Source organism: Asaia sp. HumB, from assembly GCF_030263835.1.
Taxonomy (GTDB): Bacteria; Pseudomonadota; Alphaproteobacteria; order Acetobacterales; family Acetobacteraceae; genus Asaia; species Asaia bogorensis.
In genome coordinates this window covers 1,965,241-1,987,830 of the sequence record NZ_JARPML010000002.1, presented here as the reverse complement: position 1 = coordinate 1,987,830, position 22,590 = coordinate 1,965,241, and the positions used below count along the sequence as shown (strand labels likewise).

Genomic DNA, 22,590 nt, shown 5'->3' with positions numbered 1-22,590 from the left:
GCAACCCTCATGCCCCGTCCACGCGCAGAAAATGGCCAGAAATGCCCCGTAGTTGAACCCCATGCGGCGTGATGCGCTCATCCTGTTCACCTTTTTGTGCGAACGCCGAAGCCCCGCTCCTGGCACCGGACCCCGCAATGGCAACACAGGCAGCCTTCTCATGACCGACACGCCTCCCTCGATAGTATGGTTTCGCGATGACCTCAGGCTTCAGGATCATCCGGCGCTTGATGCGGCCAGCGAACGCGGTGGCAAGATTCTCTGTGTGTATGTGCTCGATCGTTCGGGCACGACCCGAGCACAGGGCGGGGCCAGCCTGTGGTTCCTCCACGGCGCTCTTGGCAGTTTGCGCCAGACGCTTAAAAAGGAAGGAGGCGATTGCCTGATCCTTGAGGGTGATCCCGCCGAAATCCTGCCTGCTCTGGCAAAGGAGACAGGAGCCGACGCTCTCTTCTGCCATTGCCGCTATCAGAAAGAAGCCAACGCGCAGGATGACGCGGTGTCTCAGGCTCTTGAAAAGGTCGGATGTGACATGAAGCGTCTGCACGGTACCGTGCTGCGCCAGCCGGAATCCGTCATGACCAAGACCGACACACCCTACAAGATCTTCTCTGCCTGGTGGAAAGGATTCAAGGGACTGGGGGCACCGCCTTCCCCCATACCCGCGCCTTCTGGCCTCTCTTTCCTGCCTCTCTCATTCACGCATGGCAAAAAGACGAAATTCGCTCCTTGCGATATCGACAAGGCCCTGCTTCCCACCAAGCCAGACTGGGCTTCGAAAATGGGGGAATACTGGGATCATGGCGAAGAGGCCGCGCATGAGGCTCTGGACGATTTCGCCTCCGGCCCCCTTGCCCATTACGATACAGGCCGAAACGACATGGCCGCCGAAGAGAGTTCGCGGCTCTCACCCTATCTGCGTCATGGCGTGCTCTCACCCCGTCAGATCTGGCATCACTGCAAGAACAAGGGCGAGCCAGCCGATCGCGAGACCTTCCTATCCGAACTCGGATGGCGCGATTTCTCGTGGTATACGCTGTTTCACAATCCGGAATTGCCACAGCGCAACCTCAAGAAGCAGTTCGATTCCCTGAACTGGCGCAAGAGCCGCAAAGATCTGCAGGCCTGGCAGAAGGGAAAGACGGGCATCCCGGTCGTGGATGCCGGGATGCGTCAGCTTTGGGAAACCGGCTGGATGCACAATCGGGCGCGCATGATCGTCGCCTCGTTTCTGGCCAAGCACCTGCTGATTGACTGGCGACAGGGAGAAGCCTGGTTCTGGGACACATTGATTGACGCCGACCCGGCGTCCAATGCTGTCAACTGGCAGTGGGTCGCGGGGACGGGCATCGAAGCATCACCCTTTTTCCGGATTTTCAATCCCCTTCGCCAGTCCGATAAATTCGACCCGAAGGGTGATTACATTCGGCGCTGGGTGCCAGAACTGGCCAGATTGCCCGATGACGCCATTGCTGCACCATGGCAGGCAGACAAGGATGTTCTCGAGCGTGCCGGAATCAGGCTCGGGCGTGACTATCCAGAGCCAATTATCTCTCTCGATGAGGGACGTGACAGGGCCATGACCGCCTATCGCAAGACGAAGGGTAGCTGAAAATGGGCCGTGCAGGCCCACCCTGCCGTGACACGCCTAGTGGCGGGTGACGGTCAGCGTCCGTGTTTCACCATCCGTCAGCCTGAGCGTCAGCTCTGTCGATGCACCCGGCTCAAGCCCTGCAAGATCCTCAAGTGCGGGCAGGTTGGCCGCGAGGGAGAAGCGACAGGGGCCGATTACGCCAGCATGTCCCTGCACGAAGGTCATGGGGGGCAGGCTCATGCCATCGGGGGTGGTGATCGTGCTCACCTTGTCCTGACTGAGAATGGCATAGGCATGCATCATGGGCTCACTGAGAATGAAAAACTGCTCCCAGTCATTTGCCACGGTCGCATGGAAGTCGATCCCGGCATTTTCCTCACTGCGCAGATAGCGCCCCGACCCATCAAGACGCTGTAACGTGACCAGGCCGCTGGGCAGGCGGGTCGCCTGAAGCTGGGGAATCGGCATGGGCAGTGAGACAACCTTGCGCAAGGTCACCGTAAACTGCTCCTGCGCCACAGTATCCGCGAAGAAAAACAGGCCCGGATAGCGTCCCGGCAAAGGCACAACCGAAAACAGACAGTCGCGCAGCGGATCGTGATCGACCACTTGCCCGAAAAAATCGAGCAGCCAGAAGCGGGCAGAGGCGTAGAGCATGGACAGGCGTCCCTTTCGTCAATCGGTCATCGCTGTCTTACACGATCTAGGGGCAGGTCTCACACCGGCAACGCAAGGCATTTCTGCATGACGCTCGGCAGGGCCTGTTTGCCCAGCGCGTTACGTGCGCAGGCAAAACCCTCCTGATTATGGAGCGGCCCGAAATCATTCATCTGCACAGCAATGACCGTCAGATTCAGCCCGAAATGTGTGAAAACATGCCGGATCTGTCCAGCGACTTTCCATGTCAAATCATCAGCCATGCTCAGGGTGACTGGTGCAACCTGCAACGCTGCCTCGATGGCGATGGGGTCATCCTGCCAGGCAGTGCCCGGTAGTTCAGCCATGCCGCCCAGCAATCCCGTCGCCGGACGATGACGCAACCAGACCGCGCCCTGACGGTCCGTGAGCCGGAAAACAACGCCATAGCGTTCAGGCCTGACCTTGCGTGGCGCGCGCACCGGAAAACGTGCCGGATCGCCCGAGACATGGGCCTTGCAGGGCTCACGCCAGGGGCAGACGAGACAGGAAGGACGACGCGGCGTGCAAATCCCTGCCCCGAGATCGAACAGAGCTTGTGTGAAATCACCGGGAACCTCCTGCGCCGCAGGATCGAGATTGAGCGATGCCGCGAGCCGATCGAGATGTTTTCTAGCGCCTGGCATGGGCGCGTCGACCGCGTGCAGCCTGGCCGTGATACGCTCGACATTGCCGTCAACCGGGACGACCGGCACGGCAAACGCGATGGAAGCAATGGCACGCGCCGTATAAGCCCCGATACCAGGCAGCGCTTGGAGCCCTTCCACCGAACGCGGAAACGCGCCGTTTGCTGCCACCTGCTGCGCACAGGCATGCAGGTTACGCGCCCGGCTGTAATAGCCAAGCCCTGCCCAGGCAGCGAGCACCTCCTGCAATGGCGCGTGGGCCAGATCTGCAATGGTGGGATAATGCTTCAGAAACCGCTCGAAATACGGCATAACCGTAACGACCGTCGTTTGCTGCAGCATGATCTCGCTCAGCCAGACGGCATAGGGATCGGCAGTCTGCCCTGCGAGGGCACGCCAGGGAAGAACGCGTCTTTGGCGCGCATACCAGTCCAGAAGTGCAGAGGCAGAAGGAGTCACAGGGGCGATATGAAGCGTGATTCCATAACGGACAAGGGGTTGAGTGCGCCGGGCTCCGTTCGACCCGCCCGGACACGGGCTGTCACTGGCAAATCAGCCACGACCTCAGGCAGCTCGACCGCTCAGCCCATGGTGGATCGCGAACGGCGCACCATGACAGGGCGCGCGCTCGGGGCGATCCTGCCTCAGGTCACACGCCCCGCCTTCAACCGCAAGCCTGCTCCGGCTGTCCGGCTTATTCTCGACTGGGCAGAGATCGTCGGCCCTGCCCTTGCTGCCCAGACCGAGCCACGCAAGGTGAGTGCGGGCACGCTTACGATTGCCTGTACCGGTCCGGTTGCGCTGGAACTCCAGCACCTTGCGCCCCAGCTTATCGAGCGGATCAACAACCATTGTGGCCCCCTGCGGTCGGGGCGTGATCTGCGCTTTGATGACGGCACCCAGCTCGTCAGAAAGATCAGGATCCTGCAGGATCCGGGCATAGTAAGACCCGCCACGCCTGCGGCACGACCGGCGCCGCGACCCGTGGCCATTACGGGCATGAAGGAGGGGGAATTGCAAGAGGTTCTGTCGCGCCTGGGCGGGCATATCCTTCGCCGCCCTCGACGCTGAAATCGACAGGATATCGCGCCATCATGCCCCTGTTTGGGGCCGCACGGCATCGTCATCATCCCCGACGCGCATGATTTGTCACGAAACGATATCCTGCTGTTACGCTTTCGACTTTTTTCCGCCCCCTCGCATGACGATATGTGAGAAAACGAAGACGTTTCTTCAGCGCTTTCGCCGGAAGGAAAGATCCAGACCATGCGCAGACAGTCTATCTTCAGGGTCGCCCTGCTCATCGCGCCGATGCTTGCAGCCCTCCCCGCTCAGGCCCAGCGTGGCGGTGGCGGTTTTCATGGAGGCGGACCCGGTGGTGGTGGCTTCCATGGTGGGGGCCCTGGCGGAGGGGGCTTTCATGGCGGCGGGCCGGGTGGCGGCTTTGGTGGGCGCCCCGGCGGCTGGGGCGGTGGCGGTTTTCACGGAGGTCCAGGTGGGGGCTATGGCCGTGTCGGCTACGGCCGTCCGGGCTGGGGGGGACCTGGCCGAGGTGGGCCGGGCTGGGGCGGACCCGGTTGGGGTGGTCCCGGCAGAGGCTGGTATGGTCGTGGCGGATGGGGCGGCGGCTGGCGTGGCCCTGGCTGGGGCTGGGGCGGCCCGGGCTGGGCGGGCTATGGCTGGGGTATGCCGGGCTGGGGCGGCGGCTGGGGCTGGGGCGGCTGGGGTTGGGGCGGAGGCTGGGGCGGCCTTGGTCTTGGCCTTGCCACAGGTGCCGTCATCGGCGCAGCGGTCGCGCAACCCTACTACGCTCAACCCTATGCAGCAGCGCCCTACACCTATGCCTGTGGTGGCTATGCCAATTGCGACCCGCAGCAAGGCTACGCTTATCCAGGAGATCCCTATCCCGGTGGATACTGAGTTCTTCCAGCGCGCTACCTGACAAAAAAAAGGGCGGGGATCATCTCCCCGCCCTTTTTCGTAATGGTACCCTCCCTCTCCAGATGGAGAAAAGGCGGTCTGGCTGTGCCCCTTATATTCAGCGCATGCGGCCTCTACCAAAGACGAAGCTGAGGACGAACAGCACAAGGAAGATAAAGAACAGGATCTTGCCGATCGACGCGAAGTCGGCCGAAATACCGCCGAAGCCGAGGACACCGGCCAGAAGGGCGAGAATCAGAAAGACGATAGTCCAGCGCAGCAGATCCATGACGGTAACTCCGTTTGGGAACATAACATAATCGTCATGATCCATGATGGGTCGTGAACGGACGAAAGCCTTGCAGGTTCATCCGGCTCGAGGCTCGCCCTTGTATTTTAATCCGGAAAGACGTTTCTGGTCTGTCTCCCGTCCCGGCACACCGGGTTCAGGGCACCATGTCGATGCAATGAGATGACAGGCCCTCCGGCCAGCCTGACGAGATGACAGGAGACGACCCCATGAGCACGTTCCGATCGCTTTACCGGCACGGCTTTGCCCGTGTTGCGGCCTGCACAGTCCCTGTTCGCCTCGCAGATCCACAACATAATGTGGAACAGATCGTCGCGCTGGCCTCACACTGTGCGAAAGAGGGGGCCGTACTCGCTGTCTTTCCGGAAATGTGCTTCTCCGGTTATGCGATCGACGATCTGAGGCAGCAGGACGCTCTACTTGATGGCGTTGTCAGCGCCCTCAAGTTGCTTGCCGATCGCTCAACGGACTGGAGCAGTCTTCTTGTAGTCGGGGCGCCGCTTGTCCAGCGCGGGCGGCTGTTCAACTGTGCGGTCGTTCTGCATCGCGGAAAGGTGCTTGGTGTCGTGCCCAAGACCTACCTGCCCAGTTACCGCGAATTCTATGACTCCAGACATTTCATCTCGGGCGCGGGGATTATCCAGGAGACCATCAGACTGGGTGACCAGACTGTGCCTTTTGGCACTGACCTCCTGTTTGAAGCCGATGACCTGCCCGATTTCACCCTCGGCATAGAGATCTGCGAGGATCTCTGGGTCCCCAGCCCGCCAAGCACCGCCATGGCCATGGCCGGTGCCACGGTGATCGGCAACCCGTCAGCCAGCACGATCACGATCGGCAAGTCGGAAGATCGTCACCTGCTGTGTCGCGCCCAGTCGCAGCGTGCTCTCTGCGCCTATGTCTATGCAGCAGCCGGTGCCGGTGAATCCACGACCGATGTCGCATGGGATGGACAGGTCTCGATTTATGAGGCTGGTCGCCTTCTTGGTGAATCGGCTCGTTTTCCAAAAACCGCTCAGGTGACGTTCGCTGATATCGACCTGGATCTGCTGCGCCAGGAACGCATGCGTATGGGCAGTTTTCATGACTGCGCGCGTGCGCAGGAGCAACGGAGCTGGCGGCGTATTGCAGTGACACTCGCGCCACCACAGCATGATCTCGGTTTTCATCGCGACGTACCCCGATTTCCCTTCGTGCCTGAAAACGAAGCACGGCTCGATCAGGATTGCTATGAAGCCTGGACCATTCAGGTGCGCGCCCTCACCCAACGCCTGGAGACCAGCGGCGTTGAACGCGCCGTGATTGGCGTTTCAGGCGGTCTGGATTCGACGCTCGCGCTGCTGGTGGCCGCACGAGCGGCCGATGAAATGGGCTGGGACCGCAATCGCATCCATGCCTACACCATGCCGGGATTCGCGACAGGCAGCGTGAGCCTCTCCCTGGCACATGAATTGATGAAAGCTCTCGGAGTCGAGGCCCATGAGCTCGACATACGCCCGACCGCCATGCAGATGCTCGAGACCATCGAGCATCCTTTTGCAGCGGGCGAGGCCGTGCATGACGTCACGTTCGAGAACGTGCAGGCCGGTCTGCGTACCGACTTCCTGTTCAGACTGGCGAATCAGTGCAATGGCATCGTGATCGGCACCGGTGATCTATCAGAGCTTGCGCTGGGCTGGTGCACCTATGGTGTTGGCGACCAGATGTCGCATTACAATGTCAATGCAGGCATGCCCAAGACGCTGATCCAGCATCTGATACGCTGGCTTGCGCAGCAACAGAATCTCGGTGCTGACATCGCCCCGGTACTGGAGAGCATTGTCTCAGCTGAAATAACGCCAGAGCTGGTGCCCGCGGACGATAAAGGCGTACAGAAAACAGAAGAAAAAATTGGACCTTATCCGCTTCAGGACTTCAATCTTTACTATACGCTTCGCTATGGCTTCAGACCCAACAAGATTCTTTTTCTTGCATTACGGGCTTGGGAAGACAAGGACCGCGGTGTCTGGCCGGCTCATTATCCCCAGGATCGCCGCGTGGCTTACGACGCTCCTGAGATACAGCGCTGGCTGACCCTGTTCATCAAACGGTTCTTCGGGTTCAGCCAGTTCAAACGCTCGGCTATGCCCAATGGGCCCAAACTGTCGTCGGGTGGAAGCCTGTCGCCACGTGGCGAGTGGCGCGCCCCTTCTGACGGAACTGCCGCGGCATGGCTTACGGAACTGGAGGCTCTCGAATTCTGAAGCCTTGGGCCGCAGCCTTGACGCGGCCCGCACCTCATTTAATCGTGAGGTTCTGTTTAGTTATTCAATTATACTATTTGTTGTTCGTTTACCTGATAATCGGCGTTTTTTAACGCGCAGGTCGATCTGGCTAGCAGGCCTAAAATACTGAATTTTCTCTATAATTCGCTTAACGCCACGCTATTTAATGTAACTCAGCATGTCTGAATTGCAACAGGGTCGTGAGGCATTCACGTTACTTTCATATTAACATGCGTAAGATAGTCGGTCATTACTTAGCTCAAGAAGATGAACTACAATTCATTTTCAACCCATATGACCGTGTCGAAATATGTATAGATCGCAAAGATGTGATGCAAATTAAGTTGGTAAAGACATAGTTTCCTTAAGATGCCGGAAAATCAACAATTTGCGATTTCGGTTTAGCATTTCAAACCATTTCCAAACCTTCTCTACCAATCCCACATTGTGATTTGTTTCATAACCAATATCGAATGATTTCCAATACCTTCATTTTATTGACTCGGAGCGAAGGTTAAGACATTCATAAAAAAGTTGGTGTTCAATGCGGGTCTTGCCAGACGACACAGCCATGCTGCCTGCCGAGGCTTAAAGGGGCCGGCGGCATGTAACAGTTTGCGTCTTGAAGCCTCCAAAAATAATAAGGAGATGATCGCATGGCGGTCGTAACGGTAGTTGGTTCGTCGGGTATGACCGTTCAGGTCACCGTCGAGGGTGCACGTATGCAGACGCTTGCGTCGAGCTACGCGACACAGATTCTCAATGCTTCAAATCGTGGCGATCTGACATCTGTCGATCTCGTCAACGGGTCCAATGCAAGCCCGTCCTCGAATGGCAGTGTGATCCAGGGCGTCATCACCACAGGCGGCGCCTTCTCGGTGCAGGGCAACTATACAAACCTGATCATCGGTTCGCAGGGCGCGCCCCTCGGCTCTGCTGCCCAGAACACCCCGGTATCCCCTCTCTCCGCCCCGGTTACGGTGGATGGCACGGGCATCACGGCCAGCAATCTCTCGGTCATGGCGGGCACGACGGCTGGTACGAGCTTCTATGCCGGCAACTACAACGGCACGTTTGTTGCGACCATGGGCAACAACCTGTTCGATGGTTCGAACCACAAGGGCAACTGGACGATCGCGACGGGCGATGGCAATGACACAATCATTGCAGGAAACGGCGTAAACAACATCCGCGCAGGCGACGGTCAGAACGTCATCACCCTGGGCTCGGGTACCAACTTCGTGGGGTCGGAAGGTCAGGACACCATCACGGGCGTTGAAAACTCGTCCGACACCGTGACCCTGCTCGGCGGCAACTCGATCGTCACGCTCAAGTCCAACTCGCTGGTTGTCGACTCGGCTCTTTCGGGAAGCCAGATCTCGGTCGGCGTCAACAGCACGGTCTTTGGCGGTACGGGCTCGACCGTCAACTTTACAGGGTCGACGGGCACCATCGTTGGCGCCATTGGCGACACCATCTCGGCCGCCGGCAATCTGCAGGTCGATCACGGCAGCGATCAGTCGATCAGCGTCTCGGGTGCGCTGCAATTCATTTCCGGCACGGGCAACACCTCGATCAATGCGGGCTTCGGCACGATCAGGGGTGCAAACGATCTGCACGCCACCGTCAACACCAGCGGCCTCGCGCTCTTTACTGCAAACCAGCCCAACACAACGGGCAGCCAGTATATCGATGCGTCCTCTTCCAAGGGCACGCTCGAGGCCTGGACGGGTGCAGGCAACAATACGGTCATCGGCACTTCGGGTTCCGATCACTTTGTGTTCGGCACGCAGTTCGAGAACTCCAATGGCGACAGCTTCGCGACCGTGACCGGTGGTGACGGTGCAGCCAACACCTTTGGCGTGCTGGCTGGCCATAACGGTGGTGACATCACCATCACCGACTTCGGCAGCGCTGCTGGCAACATGTTCTTCATGTATAATTACAAGCCCGCCGATGCCGATCAGGCCGTAAAGAACCTGCTCGCTACGGCAACTGTGGCCGGTGGCAACACCACGCTGCAGCTGGACAACAACATGAAGGTTACGTTCCTTGGCGTAACTGATCTGAAGGCTTCGAACATCGTCATCAGCTAAACGCTGATCCCGAATACGAGAGCTGACTAGTCGAAGGCCCGATCCGATGGATCGGGCCTTTGTTTTTCCAGATAGTAAAATTCGTTTATAGACTCAGTTGGCCTCAAAAATCCGGCCAATCCCGAACTCGTCCCTGAGTGAGCACGTCTTGCACGATTTTACCAATACGAAGACATCTTCCGGTTTTGATAATCCTGAAGCTTCAATCGAGGTGCTGCGGGCCTCTGCCTATCTGGCGACGACCCGCGCGGACGCACTTCAGGCCGAACTGCGTCTGAGCAATCAGCAACTCAAGCTTATGCGTCGCTCACTCTCCTGGCGCATGATGGAGCCATTGCGCTGGGTTCGTGCTCTCACCCTGGGCCGCCTGCCACGTGGCGTACCGCTCAATGAAGCGTGGGAGCAGTGGCAGGATGCTTGCCGTACCGAGGGTTTTTTCAAAGCGATCAGTCGCTTTATCGACAGCGGTCGCGTCAAGCGCAGACTCTTGCATCACAATGATCAGGCAGGCGACCCGCTCTTTGTTCCGACAAAGCGTCAGGAACAGATCATGCGTCGTCCAGCACCACGAGCCGACCGGTTTCTGCGCTCTCATTATTTGCTGATCGCCGATCTCGGACTTCAGCAATGCACCAAATATCGCGTCACGCAAAAAGCAGAGCTAATGCGAAAGCTTGGCTGGACCGTCCAGATCGTGGATTGGCAGGATAGCGATGAAGCGCTCTCTGCCCTTCAGATCGCAACGCATGTCCTTTTCTATCGCGTCCCCGGTATTGCCTCGGTCCTGTCACTCATCAGTGAGGCCAAACGTGTGGGTTTGCAGCCGCGTTGGGAAATCGATGACCTGCTTTTCAGCAAGGCTCTATACCGCCGCAACGGTAATCTAGATACGTTGGATAACACCGAGCGTCAGGACCTTTATCAGCTTGCCGATTCTTATCTGCTTGCTTTACAGGCCTGCGGCCGAGGCATGGCCTCGACTGAGGCTTTGGCCAAGGAGATGCGCAAGATCGGCATCGAGGATGTTCTGATTCTCGAAAACGCGCTTGATAGCCAGACGCTCGATGTCGCGCGCCAGATCCTTGCGAACCGGGTGCCTCGGGGCGACGACCGCATCATCATATGCTATGGCTCGGGAAGCCGTGCGCATGACATGGATTTCAAGATAGCCGAAACGGGACTGATCGCGGCTATGACAGCTGAGCCGCGTCTCGAGCTTCTGTTGATCGGACCGCTCAAGATCTCAACCGGTTTTGCCCATTTTGGCTCTCGTGTGAAACGGGTCAATGAACTGTCTTATCCAGCTTATCTCGAAGCCCTGTCCAAGGCCGACATTGCCATTGCACCGCTCGAGGAGACTCTTTTCAACGACTGCAAGAGCAATATCAAGTTCCTCGAGGCGGCGATCCTGTCCTTGCCCTCCATCTGCTCACCGACCGACACCTACAAGCGCGTTATCAGGACCGGAGAGAACGGTGTGCTTGCGCGTAGTGCGGAGGAATGGCGCGATGCGCTTCTTACCCTAGCCCATGATCCTGCCCTGCGTGAGCGTATGGGAGAGGCCGCGAGAGCAACCGCTCTGAATCTTTACGCCCCGGAGCGGATTCTGACCCAGCAGGTGGAACCGGTTTTCGGTCGCCCGCCGTCTTTCGGACATAAGGCACCCCGCATTCTTCAGGTCAATGTCTTCATGGCGCCGCGTTCATTTGGCGGGGCTACAATCGTGGTAGAGGCACTTCTGGGCCCGCTTGCCAAGGCGGGGTTTGAAAACAGTGTCATGACCACGCGCCCTGTCTTTCAGGATCTGCCTGACGGCGCCCTGCGTTACAGAATTCTGGATACGGATGTCTTTTCAGTCGTCGCAGGCCGCAACGGGTCGTCAGATAATGTCACCGTGGCACGACAGATCGAACGATGGATTGATGCCTGGGACGTTGATCTCGTGCATTTCCATGCCATTCAGGAAATGGGGACAGGCATGGCACGGGCCTGTCAGAAACGCGGTATCCCCTATGTGATCAGCCTTCATGATTGCTGGTGGCTATCGGACAATCTGTTCATCACACGTGACGATGGCCAATATCACCTGGAGAGCAACGACGTGCCCCTGGCACCCGGCGAATCCACACGGGCCAATTACCTGAACGAGCGCCGCAAAGTCATGCGTCAGGCTCTCGCCGGCGCTGCCGCCATCTTGAGCCCGTCGGAGGAACACAAGAATCTGTATGTGCGCAATGGCGTCCCCGCCGAGCGCATTATGATCAATCGAAACGGATTTACCTGGCCCTCCCGCCCGAAAAAGCGACGCGAACCAGGCGCAAGGCTGCGTTTCGCATTTGTGGGGGGCATCGGTTTCGTCAAGGGTTTCGAACTAATACGCAAGGCGTTCGAGAAGCTCTCCCGCGACGACTGGGAATTAGTACTCGTCGATAACACGCTCAATCTCGGCTTTCCCTCAATCGACACCTCGGAATGGCTGGTCAAAGGCACGATCAAGACCGTTCCTGCCTATAATCAGGCTGGTCTTGATGATTTCTACGATCAGGTTGATGTGCTTCTTTTCCCTTCGCAATGGCGCGAAAGCTACGGCCTGACAGTCCGTGAGGCTCTCTCACGTGACGTATGGGTGATCTCCACGGCCCCCGGAGGACAGTCCGAGGAGATCGTGGATGGCGTAAATGGCTCGCTTATCCCGATCATCAACGATCCTGCCCCGCTTCAGGCTGCTGTGGAGGCGATTCTCGACCAGAAAGATCGCTTCGATCATTACGTGAACCCGAACAAGGCGAGCCTCCCCAACTATGAGGATCAGGCCGCAGAGCTGGCGGCTCTGTATAACTCTCTCCTCAAGCGCTCAGCCTGACCAAGCCCTGCATAGGACCGGGCAGTAAAACGCCCCCCCTGCCAGATCCGGCAGGGTTTTTTTTGTGCCTGCAACCCTGCGAAGCGGGCCTGAGGCGCGATGATTCTTTCTGGAGTTATCGGCTGTGCGGCATACATGGCGGTGAAGGAGCGACGGCCCGTAATCATCGGCACCACCTTGCCGGTGGAGAGAATGCGGCCTGTCCTGCCCTCGTCGAAGCAAAGCCAAAGCAATGGGTGCGTGCGGAGCGGAATATCCAGTCGCTGCGCGGCGCACCCGGAGTGCTAATATCATACGGCTCCTTGCCATATGACCCGTGTTCCGTCCCGCTTGCGAAGGACGGAAACTGTCTCACCCGGCAATCATGATACCGGGCAAGAAGGTCGGCACCTCAGGGCGCTGAGGGTAACGCGTAGGACAAAACGTAGTCGCCCTTATTGGCATTCGTGCCTGTGCGTGTCGCCCCGCCCACTACAACCAGAACATATTGCTTGCCGTTCTGGACATAGCTCATCGGCGTACCCTGACCACCTACTGGCAGGCGCTGACGCCAGACTTCCTTACCACTCTTCAGATCAAAGGCGCGCAGGTAATTATCGAGCGAGCCATGGAAGAAGGCGAGATCACCGCCTGTCAGCAGCGGCCCACCCATGGTGGGCATACCGACCGGGATGTAGATGTGCGGAATGATTCCCTTCTGTCCAAAGACACCGTGAATGGCGGCATCCTGGATACTGCCCACTGGCACCTGCCAGAGCATTTTCTGGGTTTTGAGGTCAATGGCCGTCAGTGACCCGTAGGGCGGCTTGAAGCAGGGTGCTCCCATGGGCGAGACGAACATCGAGCGCTCCACACCCCAGGGCGTGCCCAGCTGCTCCGAATATTCACCTTCGGTGGAGGGAACGAGACCCGCATGGGCGGCTTCCTCGCGCTTGATGAACTGACCCCACATAGCCATACGGATATCATTCACCACCAGCACGCCGGTCTGCGGATCAAGCGCGCCACCACCCCAGTTGGACCCACCATAATAGCCAGGCCAGATCAGGGTTTTCTGCTTGTCGCTCAGAGGAGTCCATTCACCCTCCCAACGCATTTTTTTGAACGCGATGCGGCAATAGAGCTGATCAAAGATCGTTGCTCCCCACATGTCGCTTTCCTTGAGCGGCGCAGCACCGATCGACAGGTCGGAATAGGGCTGGACCGGGCTGATGCGCTGGCCGGGCATACCATCGGTTGCAACCTTGCGGTCTGTCACCTTGACCACAGGCTTGCCGGTCCGGCGGTCGAGCACGAAAATCTGGCTGCGCTTGGTCAGGCCAACCACAACCGGAACCGTCTCGCCATTCGCCCCGGGCAGATCGTACAGGATCGGTTGCGATGTCACGTCATAGTCGAACATGTCATTATTGGCTGTGCGGAAATGCCAGTGCTCCTGACCCGTGCGCAGATCAAGCGCCAGGATGGTATCGTTATATTCATCCGAATAGGGATGACGATTACCGGTCCAGAAATCGGGTGTCTGATTGCCCATCGGAATGAAGGCAAGGCCGAGCTTGGGATCGTAAGACGCCGTACCCCAGAAATTGGGCGTCTCGGGCGCATAGATCTGACCCTCAGGAAGCGGGCGGCTGTCGCGGTTTCCACGCGAGGCATCCCAGGCCCAGACAAGACGACCCGTACGGACATCGTAACCACGAATGACGCCGGAAGGCTCACCCACGGTCATGTTGTCGTTGATCTTGCCACCCACCATGATCACGCCATCTGCCACCAGCGGCGCAGATGTCAGGTAATAGGATCCCGGGGCTGTCGGCCCGAGCCCCTCAAGCAGGTTGACCATGCCGTGATCACCGAAATCCTGACACAGGGCACCTGTGGCAGCATCGAGTTCAAAAAGGCGGGCATCATTGGTCGTGCTGACAATACGTCTTGCGCAAGGCGCTGACACATCGACTGGCGCAGGCGCAGCCGGCAAGGCGGGAGCGGTGTCTGCGGGGGTAGCGGCCCCGGCAGCAGACGGCGCTATAGTGGTATCGGCTACGTCCTGCGGGCCGAAAGCCTTGGCATCCGGTGCAAGCAGCGACATGGTTGTCATATCCGCGTAGCTGACGCCACGGCAGCGCTTCCAGCCCTTGTTGCCGCGCGTCACCTGCATATGCGGGTCAAAGCGCCATTTCTCCTTGCCCGTGACCGGATCAAGCGCAATCACCTTGTTGAGCGGCGTGCAGAGATAAAGCGTGTCGGCAATCTTGAGCGGGGTGACCTGATACTCAGCGCCATCGATGGCAAGATCGCCGGTATGGAAGCTCCAGGCGAGCTTCAGGTCCGAAACGTTCCCGGCATTGATCTGCACATAAGGTGCAAAGCGGTCACCCGTGAGGTTACGCCCCCAGGCAGGCCAGTCATTGCCGTTCTGCTGGCCAAGGGCCGTGTCAGGCTTCGGCGCGTCAGCCGCATTGCCTGCGACTTCGGCATGGGGCTGGAACATACCCAGCGAGATCCCGCAGAAAACGATCGCATAGAGGGAGGCAATGCCGAAACCCCAGGCGCGCGGCACAGCGCTTGAACGCAATGCCCCCTTTTCGCCCGAACGCGACGAGACACCGAAACCCGGGGCCAGCAGACCGACGACAATCGGAAGGGCAATGAACACGACGACGCGCGGCACAACCAGCCAGAACACATCACCCACTTCACTGAACGCCCAACCGGCGGCCACAAGGCTGAGCAGAATGGAGACTGGCAAGGCGATCGCCTTGCGGGCCATGACGGTAAAGCCGACAAAGGCCATCATCAGCCCCAGAAGAATATACGCCCAGCTACCGCCCAGCCAGGCGAGGTCTATACCTCCCAAGGTCAGGCCGACGCCAAGCAGGCCTATGACAAGGCCTACAAAAAAACTCAAAACACGTATGGAGCTACTCACGGCTCATCCTCGAGCTAGGCTCCGGGGGAAGGTGTAATCTGAAAGACGAACCCGCCACGCCGCAAGCCAATGGTATTTCGAGCCTCATAGGATCAGTAAACCATGCCATATACCCTAGCGCAGCACTGGTCCCTGAAGCTCAAGGCATACAGAATATTGGCTCAATATATGAATGAATTGTCATAACAAATTCACCACATCGCAATTTTCACTGAAATTTGTTCGTCAACGTCTGATGATACTGCCGCTCGCTACGCTGAACCGAGCGCTTAGGCATGCGCTATTTGTCATCTTCGGCAGTCGAAATCGTCATCAGACGGGGATATATGCCTGCCGCCGCTTACCGATATGAACACTCCTATAGCGGTCATTACGCTCCCACTCGACAATCCCCGGCCAAGGCGCGTTGCACTACGCTCGAAGCATATTCCCCGTTCGTCTGAGTTATTCGCATTCTTCTCGGGGAGGAGTGCCACGTATCCCAGCGTCGAGCCGGTCCAACACACCCTCTATTCACTGAGCAAGCATGAATCCTATGAATGCGGCAGAGCAAAATGATCTCGCTCGGCAAGCTCCCCGTATCGCCTCCAAGGACACCACTTCGCTTGATGACACGTTATTTGATCTGTCGATCAAGAGTCCCAAGTTCCGTATTAGATGGTCGTTTAACGCTTCTTTTTGAATGAAGACTGGGCACAGGCCACCCCGATCAGCACCAGCCCCCAGATGGCGAGTGTCAGATAATCGCTGAAGCCGAGCAGATTGAACCCGGTCGCGATCAGCTGAAGCATGATCATGGCCAGAACCAGCCCTGTCACTCGCCCGAAACCGCCATTGGGGTCGACCCCACCCAGAACGGCGGCCAGAACCGTGACAAGCAGATAGGATTTGGCATAGGCAGCACTGGCCGAGTTGAACCGCGCCAGCATCAGGCAGGCAGCGCAGAAGCACAGGAAGCCTGAAAGCGCGTAGATCCTGATTGTCACGCGATCGACATTGACTGCCGAATAGCGTGTGGCCAGCGCATTCGACCCGATCATGCGGATCGAAATCCCGAAGGCCGTATGCTGAAGCAGCAGATGAACGACTCCCGCGACCGCCAGAAAGACGAGGAAGGCCAGCGGTATCTGGACCAGTGAGGCGTTGCCGATCTGGCCATAAAGGGCCGGCAGGCCCGACACCACCTCACCGCGTGTCAGCCAGATGCTCGTGCCCTCGACAATCGACATGATCCCGAGCGTGACCAGAATAGGATGGACTTTCGTTCGCACGATCAGCCATCCGGTGACGCCCCCCAGCGCCGTCCCCAGCACCGCCCCTGCCATGAGAGCGATCACGATGCAGAATCCCACGTAACCCGCACCATGTCCCTCCAGGGGTAGATGGCCAAGTACCGTCACCATGGCGAGTCCGCAGGCATTGGCAATCGCGATGATCGCCAGATTCAATCCACCCGACATCATGGGAATGGCCATGGCCAGGGCCAGAAGGCCAAGCTGCGGCAGCTGAAACATCATGGAGCGCATGGAACCGAGACTGAAAAACCCGGGTACGATGAGGCTGAATCCGATGGCGAGCGTCAGCGCGGCCAGAGTCTGCCCCGACACAGGCGCAGGAAACAGCCTGCGGAACGGGGTGGCGAGATCAGTCATGGAGGCAGAATGTCCTGTCGTATTCCCGGTGACCGGCAGATTTTCAGACATGGGCTTGCTCCCCCATTGGCGCTTCCTCGACAAGCCGGGAGCGCTTGCGGCTCTGGACCGAGAGGGCCGTAAGCGTCGTGGAGGCGAGAATGATCGCGCCCGTGATGATCTCGAAGCAGTAGGGAGAGATATCGAGCAGATTGAGCCCGTTCTGGATGATGGCGAGCAGCAGGATACCCAGTGTGATCCCGCCAATGGTACCGACACCACCCAATAGCGACGCCCCGCCCAGAACAGCAGCGGAGAGGACTGATAATTCCGTACCATAAAGTGCGTTGGGAACAGCTTCACCCACGCGATTAGCCTGGACCAGCCCCGCTAGAGCCGCCATGAAACCGGCGAAGCCATAGGCAAAGAACTGCAGCTTCGAGATATTGAGGCCGACGCGACGCGCCGCCTCGGCATTGCCGCCCATCGCGTAAAGCTGCCTGCCGGTTCTGGACAGGGTGAGCAGGACCCAGCAGAGCAGGAGCGACACCATCATCAGCACGATGGGCAAAGTGATGCGTATGAGATCGCCACCCGATGTCTCGAATTGCAGGAACGTCACGCGCTCGCTCCACCAATCGGGCAGATTATAGATGGAATGCCCACCTGTGGCGTACATCAGCAGGGCGAAATAGACATTCATGGTCGCGATGGTGATGATGATGGAATTAACACGCGCATAATGGATAAGCGCGGCGTTCAGAGAGCCCAGCCCCGTCCCAACGACAAGCCCCGCGGGAATAACGAGAAAGGGCGAGAGCCCATAACGCGTGGCCAGTAGAGCCGCGACATATTGCGCCACCGAAGCCGTCGCCGCGAAGGAGATATCGATGCCTCCTGCGATAAGCACGACGAAAAGCCCGGTGGCCATAATGGCCTGTACGGCATAGCTCTCAGTCAGATCGACGACATTCGACAGGCTGAGAAAACTTGGCGTCAACAAAGACAGGGCGGCGCCGAAAATGACAATCACACCAGCCAGCCAGAATTCAGGCCGGCTGCGCAGCGTAGCAAAATCAGGCATAGATCCGCGCCTCCAGCGCCTGTTCGGTAATGTGTGCGGGGGAGTAGTCACCCGCGATACGGCCACTGCGCATATGCAGGATGCGGTCACAGGTGGCGAAAAGCTCGATCATCTCGTCGGAGATCACGAGAATACCCACACCCTGAGCGCTCAATTCGCGGATCAGAGCGTAGATCCCCTCCTTGTTCTTGATGTCCACCCCCACTGTGGGGCTATCGAGGATGAGAATTCTGGGATGGGATGCAAGCCAGCGAGCCAGAATCACGCGTTGCTGGTTACCACCTGAAAGCGTGTTGATGGCATCATGCACCGAATTCAGTTTGATATTGAGCCGTGCCACCCAATCCTGGGCAAGCTGCGCGCGCGCCTGATCGGAAATATAGCCAAAACGATTGGCCAGACTTGGCAGAACGGCAACATCGAGATTATCGACGATGGATTGCTCGGCATTGATCCCGAGATTGAGCCTGTCTTCAGAGACGTAAGCCAGACCTGCTGCAAGGGCGTCCTGATTGGTCTGAAAACGACATTCCTGGCCATGAACCAGCATTTTGCCGGAATCCGGTCTGGTCATGCCGAAAAGTGAGAGGGCAAATTCGGTCCGTCCAGCTCCCAGTAGACCGGTCAGGCCCAGAACCTCGCCCTCATGCAGCGTGATCGAGACGTTTTCATACTCGCCCTTGCGCGTGAGCTGGCAGGTTTCGAGCAAGGCCGGACGAGCGCTGCAATCGCGGGGAACATGATGGGTCGCAATCTCGATCCCGGTCATGAGATGGATCAGCGTTCTCTGGTCGAGACTGGCGGCAGGATACGTACCCACCATCCGGCCATCGCGCATCACCGTGATACGCTCGGCAATGGCGGAGACCTCATCAAGGCGATGCGACACGAAGACGATCGCAATCCCCTCCGATGAGAGCTTACGCACCAGATCAAGCAGGCGGCGTACCTCGGCGCGCGTGAGCGACGCCGTGGGCTCGTCCATGAAAATCAGGCGCGCTTCACCCGCCAGGCCACGCGCAATGGCCACGATCTGTCGCTCGGCAATCGAGAGCGCATCGACAGGGCAATCCAGCGGCAGTTCATGCCCCAGACGGGACAGTATCTCCCTGGCCTTTTGCCGGATTGAGGCGCGCGGACTGAAGCCGCGCCCAAGATTGGCTTCAAAGGCGATGTTTTCAGCCACACTCAGATTGGGGAAAAGGGCGAGATCCTGAAACACCACCTGAATGCCCAGAGCACGGGCGCGCATCGGATCAAGCGGCAATACATCTCGACCACCAATGCGGATTTCGCTCCCCGGGTCGGGGGCGTGAACGCCTGATACGGCCTTGATCAGCGTGGATTTGCCGCATCCGTTTTCGCCCACGAGACAATGAATTTCGCCTTCGCGCACATCCCAATCGATCCCGCGCAGCGCCTGGAAACTGCCGAATGTCTTGTGCACATTCCGCAGTTCCAGAAAGACCGCGCCGGTCACAGCCCCAGCGCCACCAGCGCATCAATGGTCGATCGATCGATGATCTGCATCTTGGGCGCAAGAATGCTGCGCTGGGCCGGATCAACCTGCAAGGCACCGATATCGGTCAGGTCCATGCCATTGGTGATGGGCTTGTCTGTGGCCATCATCATGGCCAGACGCACGAGGGTCTGCCCAGCCAGAAGCGGGTTCCAGATATAGCCACACCGTATCGCGCCTGAGCGCACATATTTCGCCCCCTGTCCCGGCGAAAACGGTCCCACCACCGAGACAGTCCTGATCTTGCCACGCGCATCCACCGCGCGCGCAGCCCCGATCGGCCCCTGCGACCCGAAAGCAAGCACGCCGGTCAGGTCGGGATGGGCGCGCAACTGATCCATGACGGTGCGATAACTGTCATCCACGCTCTCACCGCAGCCAAAGCGATCACCAATCAGATGCATGTCGGGATATTTGGCCTTTTGTAGTGCAATAGCCGCATCGGCGCGCAGCTTGTGCTGGGGAACAGTCAGCGACCCTACGATGATGATATAACCGCCCTTGCCACCAGTGGCCTTGGCCAGCGCCTCCATATGACGCTCGCCATCTGCCGCAGGGGTGGTAAATTCCAGATCCCATTCCGCACCCTGCTGGCCGGGGCTTTCATGGCTGATGACATGAATACCTGCCGCGCGCGCGCGTTGCAGCACGGGCACCAGTGAACTGGCATCATTGGGCACGACACCGATCACATCGACCTTGCGGGCAATCAGATCCTCGATCGCGCTGACCTGCTGAGCCGCATCGGCCTGGGTGGGACCGATCATCCAGGCATTGCACCCGGCCTCCTTGCCGGCGCTCTGAATACCGCGCTCCATGGCATTGAACCACGGAATACCGCCAATCTTGGCGACGATGGCGATTTTCTTCTGGGCCCCTTCGGCATGTGCACCGGAGAAACGCGCAGAGGCAAAAGGCGTGAGAGCGGTCAGACTGGCGGCGACGCCCATGAAACCGCGACGGGAAAGGGTCATGATCTCGACCTTTTCAGAGCATCACAGGGTGTCGTCAGGACACCCTCGTGACGGGATGGGGTTCAGGAAAATAGGCCGTAGGTTCAGCGCTTTTGGCGGCCGAGCGCCTCGCGTGCCGATTTCATCTGCACGTCGGTGAAGGCCTTGGCATGGGCGGCCAGATCGCGGCTGTCCTCCCAGAGATTGCGCCAGATGCCCAGGATTCCTTCGAGCGGCTGACCGACCACAGCAGAGGAGAAGGACTCGAAGGTAATCGGTCCCTTATACTGAATGCTCTCCAGCGCGCGGAAAATGCTGGGGAAATCGACAGACCCTGAGCCTAGATAACCACGATGGGAATCTCCGGTATGGAAGTACCCCAACAGATCGCCTGCTTCACGAATAGCCTCGGCTGAATCGGCTTCCTCGATATTCATGTGATAGCAATCAAGATGCAGCTTCACGTTCGGCATCTCGACACGTTTCACATAGGCAATGGCCTGACGAGCCGTGTTGAGCACGTTGGACTCGTAGCGATTGACCACTTCCATACCCAGCGTGATACCACTGGCCTGCGCCTTCTCGGCGACGCGACGCACCACCTCGATGGAGCCGCGCACGCCATCTGCCGTGACCGGCGTCGCGTATTTCTGGAAGGCGGAATAAAGAATACCGCAGACATGGGTCGCGCCGACATCGCGCGCGAGAGACATGGCATCAAGCAGATGCGCCTCCCCGCGACGGATACGCTCGGGGTCACCAGAGGAGATATCCATATCTGCAGTCAGACCAAAGGACATGGTGATCCCAAGACGATTGGCTTCGAGTTCGCGCAGCGTGGCTGGCACGTCGAATGCCTTGAGATCCATGGTCGATGCCTCGATCAGATCGTAACCGAGTTCGGCCGTCGAGCGGATCGCCATGGCGGCGTCTTCTGGCGTCCAGCCAGCAGTCCAGACGAAAGCGTGGAGTCCAAGCTTGTTCATGAGCGTTTTCCTATTCTGGGAGGTGCGGTCGACCCGCGCACCGCAAGCGTGCAGGACACCCGGACCTGCAGATAGGCAGTGCTTTCGCCCGCAATACGTTGCATGAGGCGTGCCCAGCCCTGTGCCCCGAGCTCTTCCACCGGTTGGCGTATCGCTGTGATGGGCGGGAGCATGGCACGCATCCATGCGTAGTCATCGTAACCGATAAGCGACACGTCATCGGGCACGACATATCCGCTCTGGTGCAGGCACCGCAGCGCCCCCAGAGTGATGGAATTGGTCAGCGCAATAATCGCCGTGGGCGCGTTTTCCCCCACCAGCAAAGCGCGCAGAGACGGGATATCGTCCTCAACATGATGGCCAACTTCGAGAACCTGCGGCTCAGGCAGACCTTCACGGGCACAGAATGTCCGGATCCCGGCGCAACGCTCGCGAATATTGGCCAATGAAAGCGTCGTAGCCACAATGGCAATATGACGATGACCCAGCCCGGCAAGACAGGAAGCAGCTTCGGCGGCAGCATATTCGTTTTCTGCGGCAACCGTATCGGCCCGACAGGCAGGCGGCAAACGATCGATCACGACATAAGGCACCCCTGCCGCATCAAGCAGGAAAGAGTCCTTAAAACGATCGTCGTTGGGCAAAACAATCATGCCAGCCGGACGCCACGCCAGCAGGGCCTTGAGCCGCGAGGAGGCCAGTGCGGTATCCTCGCCAGCGCTGGCAACGATGATATCGTAACCATCACGAATTGCGCAGTCCTCGAGGCAGGCGATAATGGCCGTGAAAAACGGATTATCAAGGCTCGGCACAAGAACGCCGATGATGCGGGTGCGCCCTTCACGAAGCTGCATGGCTGCCCTGTCAGGCAGATAATTGAGGCTCTCAATGGCCGCCTCGACACGACGACGCACGGTATCGGAGACGTTTTTACGGTTGCGCACCACATTCGAAACGGTGGCTACAGAAACCTCTGCGGCTTCTGCAACATCCCGGATCGATACCTTGGCGGCCTTGCGAACCATTACGACACTCTTGGTTAAACGTTTAACCTTCTTCTTATGCGTAGATGAATCCCTGCCATCTTATAAATGACATTTCTGTCATCATTGTATTTCC

16 protein-coding genes are annotated in these 22,590 nt (G+C 58.5%); 6 read left to right on the top strand and 10 right to left on the bottom strand.

Annotated features, from left to right (window positions below; all coding sequences use genetic code 11):
* Positions 1-160: 160 nt before the first annotated feature.
* Positions 161-1,612, top strand: coding sequence for a deoxyribodipyrimidine photo-lyase (locus P5689_RS10085; protein WP_285533047.1), 1,452 nt, complete (start codon positions 161-163; stop codon positions 1,610-1,612).
* Between the two features lie 36 nt (positions 1,613-1,648).
* Here P5689_RS10085 and P5689_RS10080 read toward each other — a convergent pair whose 3' ends face one another.
* Together P5689_RS10080 and P5689_RS10075 are read right to left on the bottom strand one after the other, a co-directional pair.
* A complete protein-coding gene (locus P5689_RS10080) occupies positions 1,649-2,251 on the bottom strand; it encodes a hypothetical protein (RefSeq protein ID WP_023977796.1) in 603 nt (200 codons plus the stop codon).
* A gap of 59 nt (positions 2,252-2,310) precedes the next feature.
* Positions 2,311-3,375 (bottom strand): A/G-specific adenine glycosylase, encoded by a 1,065-nt coding sequence (locus P5689_RS10075; protein WP_023977795.1) that lies wholly within the window; start codon positions 3,373-3,375, stop codon positions 2,311-2,313.
* A gap of 9 nt (positions 3,376-3,384) precedes the next feature.
* Between P5689_RS10075 and P5689_RS10070 the strand changes: the two genes are divergently transcribed.
* Together P5689_RS10070 and P5689_RS10065 are read left to right on the top strand one after the other, a co-directional pair.
* Positions 3,385-3,987 (top strand): DUF721 domain-containing protein, encoded by a 603-nt coding sequence (locus tag P5689_RS10070; RefSeq protein ID WP_023977794.1) that lies wholly within the window; start codon positions 3,385-3,387, stop codon positions 3,985-3,987.
* Positions 3,988-4,182: 195 nt separating this feature from the next.
* The gene (locus P5689_RS10065; protein WP_285533044.1) at positions 4,183-4,836 is read left to right on the top strand and encodes a hypothetical protein; all 654 of its coding nucleotides are present in this window, start codon (positions 4,183-4,185) and stop codon (positions 4,834-4,836) included.
* Positions 4,837-4,954: 118 nt separating this feature from the next.
* Here P5689_RS10065 and P5689_RS10060 read toward each other — a convergent pair whose 3' ends face one another.
* Positions 4,955-5,119: a DUF1328 domain-containing protein gene (locus P5689_RS10060; protein ID WP_343206295.1), complete on the bottom strand. Its 165-nt coding sequence runs from the start codon at positions 5,117-5,119 to the stop codon at positions 4,955-4,957.
* Between the two features lie 236 nt (positions 5,120-5,355).
* Here P5689_RS10060 and P5689_RS10055 point away from each other — a divergent pair, with 236 nt between their 5' ends.
* The 3 genes from P5689_RS10055 to P5689_RS10045 all read left to right on the top strand — a co-directional run bounded on the left by P5689_RS10055 (position 5,356) and on the right by P5689_RS10045 (position 12,369).
* Positions 5,356-7,389 carry an NAD(+) synthase gene (locus P5689_RS10055; protein WP_285533042.1) on the top strand — a complete coding sequence of 678 codons (2,034 nt, stop codon included), beginning with the start codon at positions 5,356-5,358 and terminating at the stop codon, positions 7,387-7,389.
* A 677-nt stretch (positions 7,390-8,066) separates the two neighbouring features.
* Complete coding sequence (locus P5689_RS10050) at positions 8,067-9,506, top strand: calcium-binding protein (RefSeq protein ID WP_285533041.1); 1,440 nt, start codon at positions 8,067-8,069, stop codon at positions 9,504-9,506.
* A gap of 148 nt (positions 9,507-9,654) precedes the next feature.
* Positions 9,655-12,369 carry a glycosyltransferase gene (locus tag P5689_RS10045; protein ID WP_285533040.1) on the top strand — a complete coding sequence of 905 codons (2,715 nt, stop codon included), beginning with the start codon at positions 9,655-9,657 and terminating at the stop codon, positions 12,367-12,369.
* Positions 12,370-12,760: 391 nt separating this feature from the next.
* Here the strand turns inward: P5689_RS10045 and P5689_RS10040 are convergent, their stop codons facing one another.
* The 7 genes from P5689_RS10040 to P5689_RS10010 form a co-directional block, all read right to left on the bottom strand.
* Positions 12,761-15,298: a membrane-bound PQQ-dependent dehydrogenase, glucose/quinate/shikimate family gene (locus P5689_RS10040; RefSeq protein ID WP_285533039.1), complete on the bottom strand. Its 2,538-nt coding sequence runs from the start codon at positions 15,296-15,298 to the stop codon at positions 12,761-12,763.
* A gap of 665 nt (positions 15,299-15,963) precedes the next feature.
* Positions 15,964-17,001 (bottom strand): ABC transporter permease, encoded by a 1,038-nt coding sequence (locus P5689_RS10035; protein ID WP_285533038.1) that lies wholly within the window; start codon positions 16,999-17,001, stop codon positions 15,964-15,966.
* The gene (locus tag P5689_RS10030; RefSeq protein WP_285533037.1) at positions 16,994-18,013 is read right to left on the bottom strand and encodes an ABC transporter permease; all 1,020 of its coding nucleotides are present in this window, start codon (positions 18,011-18,013) and stop codon (positions 16,994-16,996) included. Before P5689_RS10030 ends, P5689_RS10035 begins: the two co-directional genes overlap by 8 nt.
* The gene (locus tag P5689_RS10025) at positions 18,006-19,493 is read right to left on the bottom strand and encodes a sugar ABC transporter ATP-binding protein (protein WP_285533036.1); all 1,488 of its coding nucleotides are present in this window, start codon (positions 19,491-19,493) and stop codon (positions 18,006-18,008) included. The genes P5689_RS10030 and P5689_RS10025 overlap by 8 nt, the downstream gene beginning before the upstream one ends.
* Positions 19,490-20,506: a substrate-binding domain-containing protein gene (locus P5689_RS10020; RefSeq protein ID WP_081866704.1), complete on the bottom strand. Its 1,017-nt coding sequence runs from the start codon at positions 20,504-20,506 to the stop codon at positions 19,490-19,492. The genes P5689_RS10025 and P5689_RS10020 overlap by 4 nt, the downstream gene beginning before the upstream one ends.
* Positions 20,507-20,589: 83 nt before the next feature.
* Positions 20,590-21,471, bottom strand: coding sequence for a sugar phosphate isomerase/epimerase (locus P5689_RS10015; RefSeq protein ID WP_023979719.1), 882 nt, complete (start codon positions 21,469-21,471; stop codon positions 20,590-20,592).
* Positions 21,468-22,496 (bottom strand): LacI family DNA-binding transcriptional regulator, encoded by a 1,029-nt coding sequence (locus P5689_RS10010; RefSeq protein ID WP_023979718.1) that lies wholly within the window; start codon positions 22,494-22,496, stop codon positions 21,468-21,470. Before P5689_RS10010 ends, P5689_RS10015 begins: the two co-directional genes overlap by 4 nt.
* Positions 22,497-22,590 lie beyond the last annotated feature (94 nt).

Bases quoted from the DNA above. Each gene is read 5' to 3' on its own strand.
- P5689_RS10085 (WP_285533047.1), top strand. From the start codon at position 161: ATGACCGACACGCCTCCCTCGATAGTATGGTTTCGCGATGACCTCAGG.
- P5689_RS10080 (WP_023977796.1), bottom strand. From the start codon at position 2,251: ATGCTCTACGCCTCTGCCCGCTTCTGGCTGCTCGATTTTTTCGGGCAA.
- P5689_RS10070 (WP_023977794.1), top strand. From the start codon at position 3,385: ATGAAGCGTGATTCCATAACGGACAAGGGGTTGAGTGCGCCGGGCTCC.
- P5689_RS10065 (WP_285533044.1), top strand. From the start codon at position 4,183: ATGCGCAGACAGTCTATCTTCAGGGTCGCCCTGCTCATCGCGCCGATG.
- P5689_RS10055 (WP_285533042.1), top strand. From the start codon at position 5,356: ATGAGCACGTTCCGATCGCTTTACCGGCACGGCTTTGCCCGTGTTGCG.
- P5689_RS10050 (WP_285533041.1), top strand. From the start codon at position 8,067: ATGGCGGTCGTAACGGTAGTTGGTTCGTCGGGTATGACCGTTCAGGTC.
- P5689_RS10035 (WP_285533038.1), bottom strand. From the start codon at position 17,001: ATGTCTGAAAATCTGCCGGTCACCGGGAATACGACAGGACATTCTGCC.
- P5689_RS10030 (WP_285533037.1), bottom strand. From the start codon at position 18,013: ATGCCTGATTTTGCTACGCTGCGCAGCCGGCCTGAATTCTGGCTGGCT.
- P5689_RS10020 (WP_081866704.1), bottom strand. From the start codon at position 20,506: ATGACCCTTTCCCGTCGCGGTTTCATGGGCGTCGCCGCCAGTCTGACC.
- P5689_RS10015 (WP_023979719.1), bottom strand. From the start codon at position 21,471: ATGAACAAGCTTGGACTCCACGCTTTCGTCTGGACTGCTGGCTGGACG.
- P5689_RS10010 (WP_023979718.1), bottom strand. From the start codon at position 22,496: ATGGTTCGCAAGGCCGCCAAGGTATCGATCCGGGATGTTGCAGAAGCC.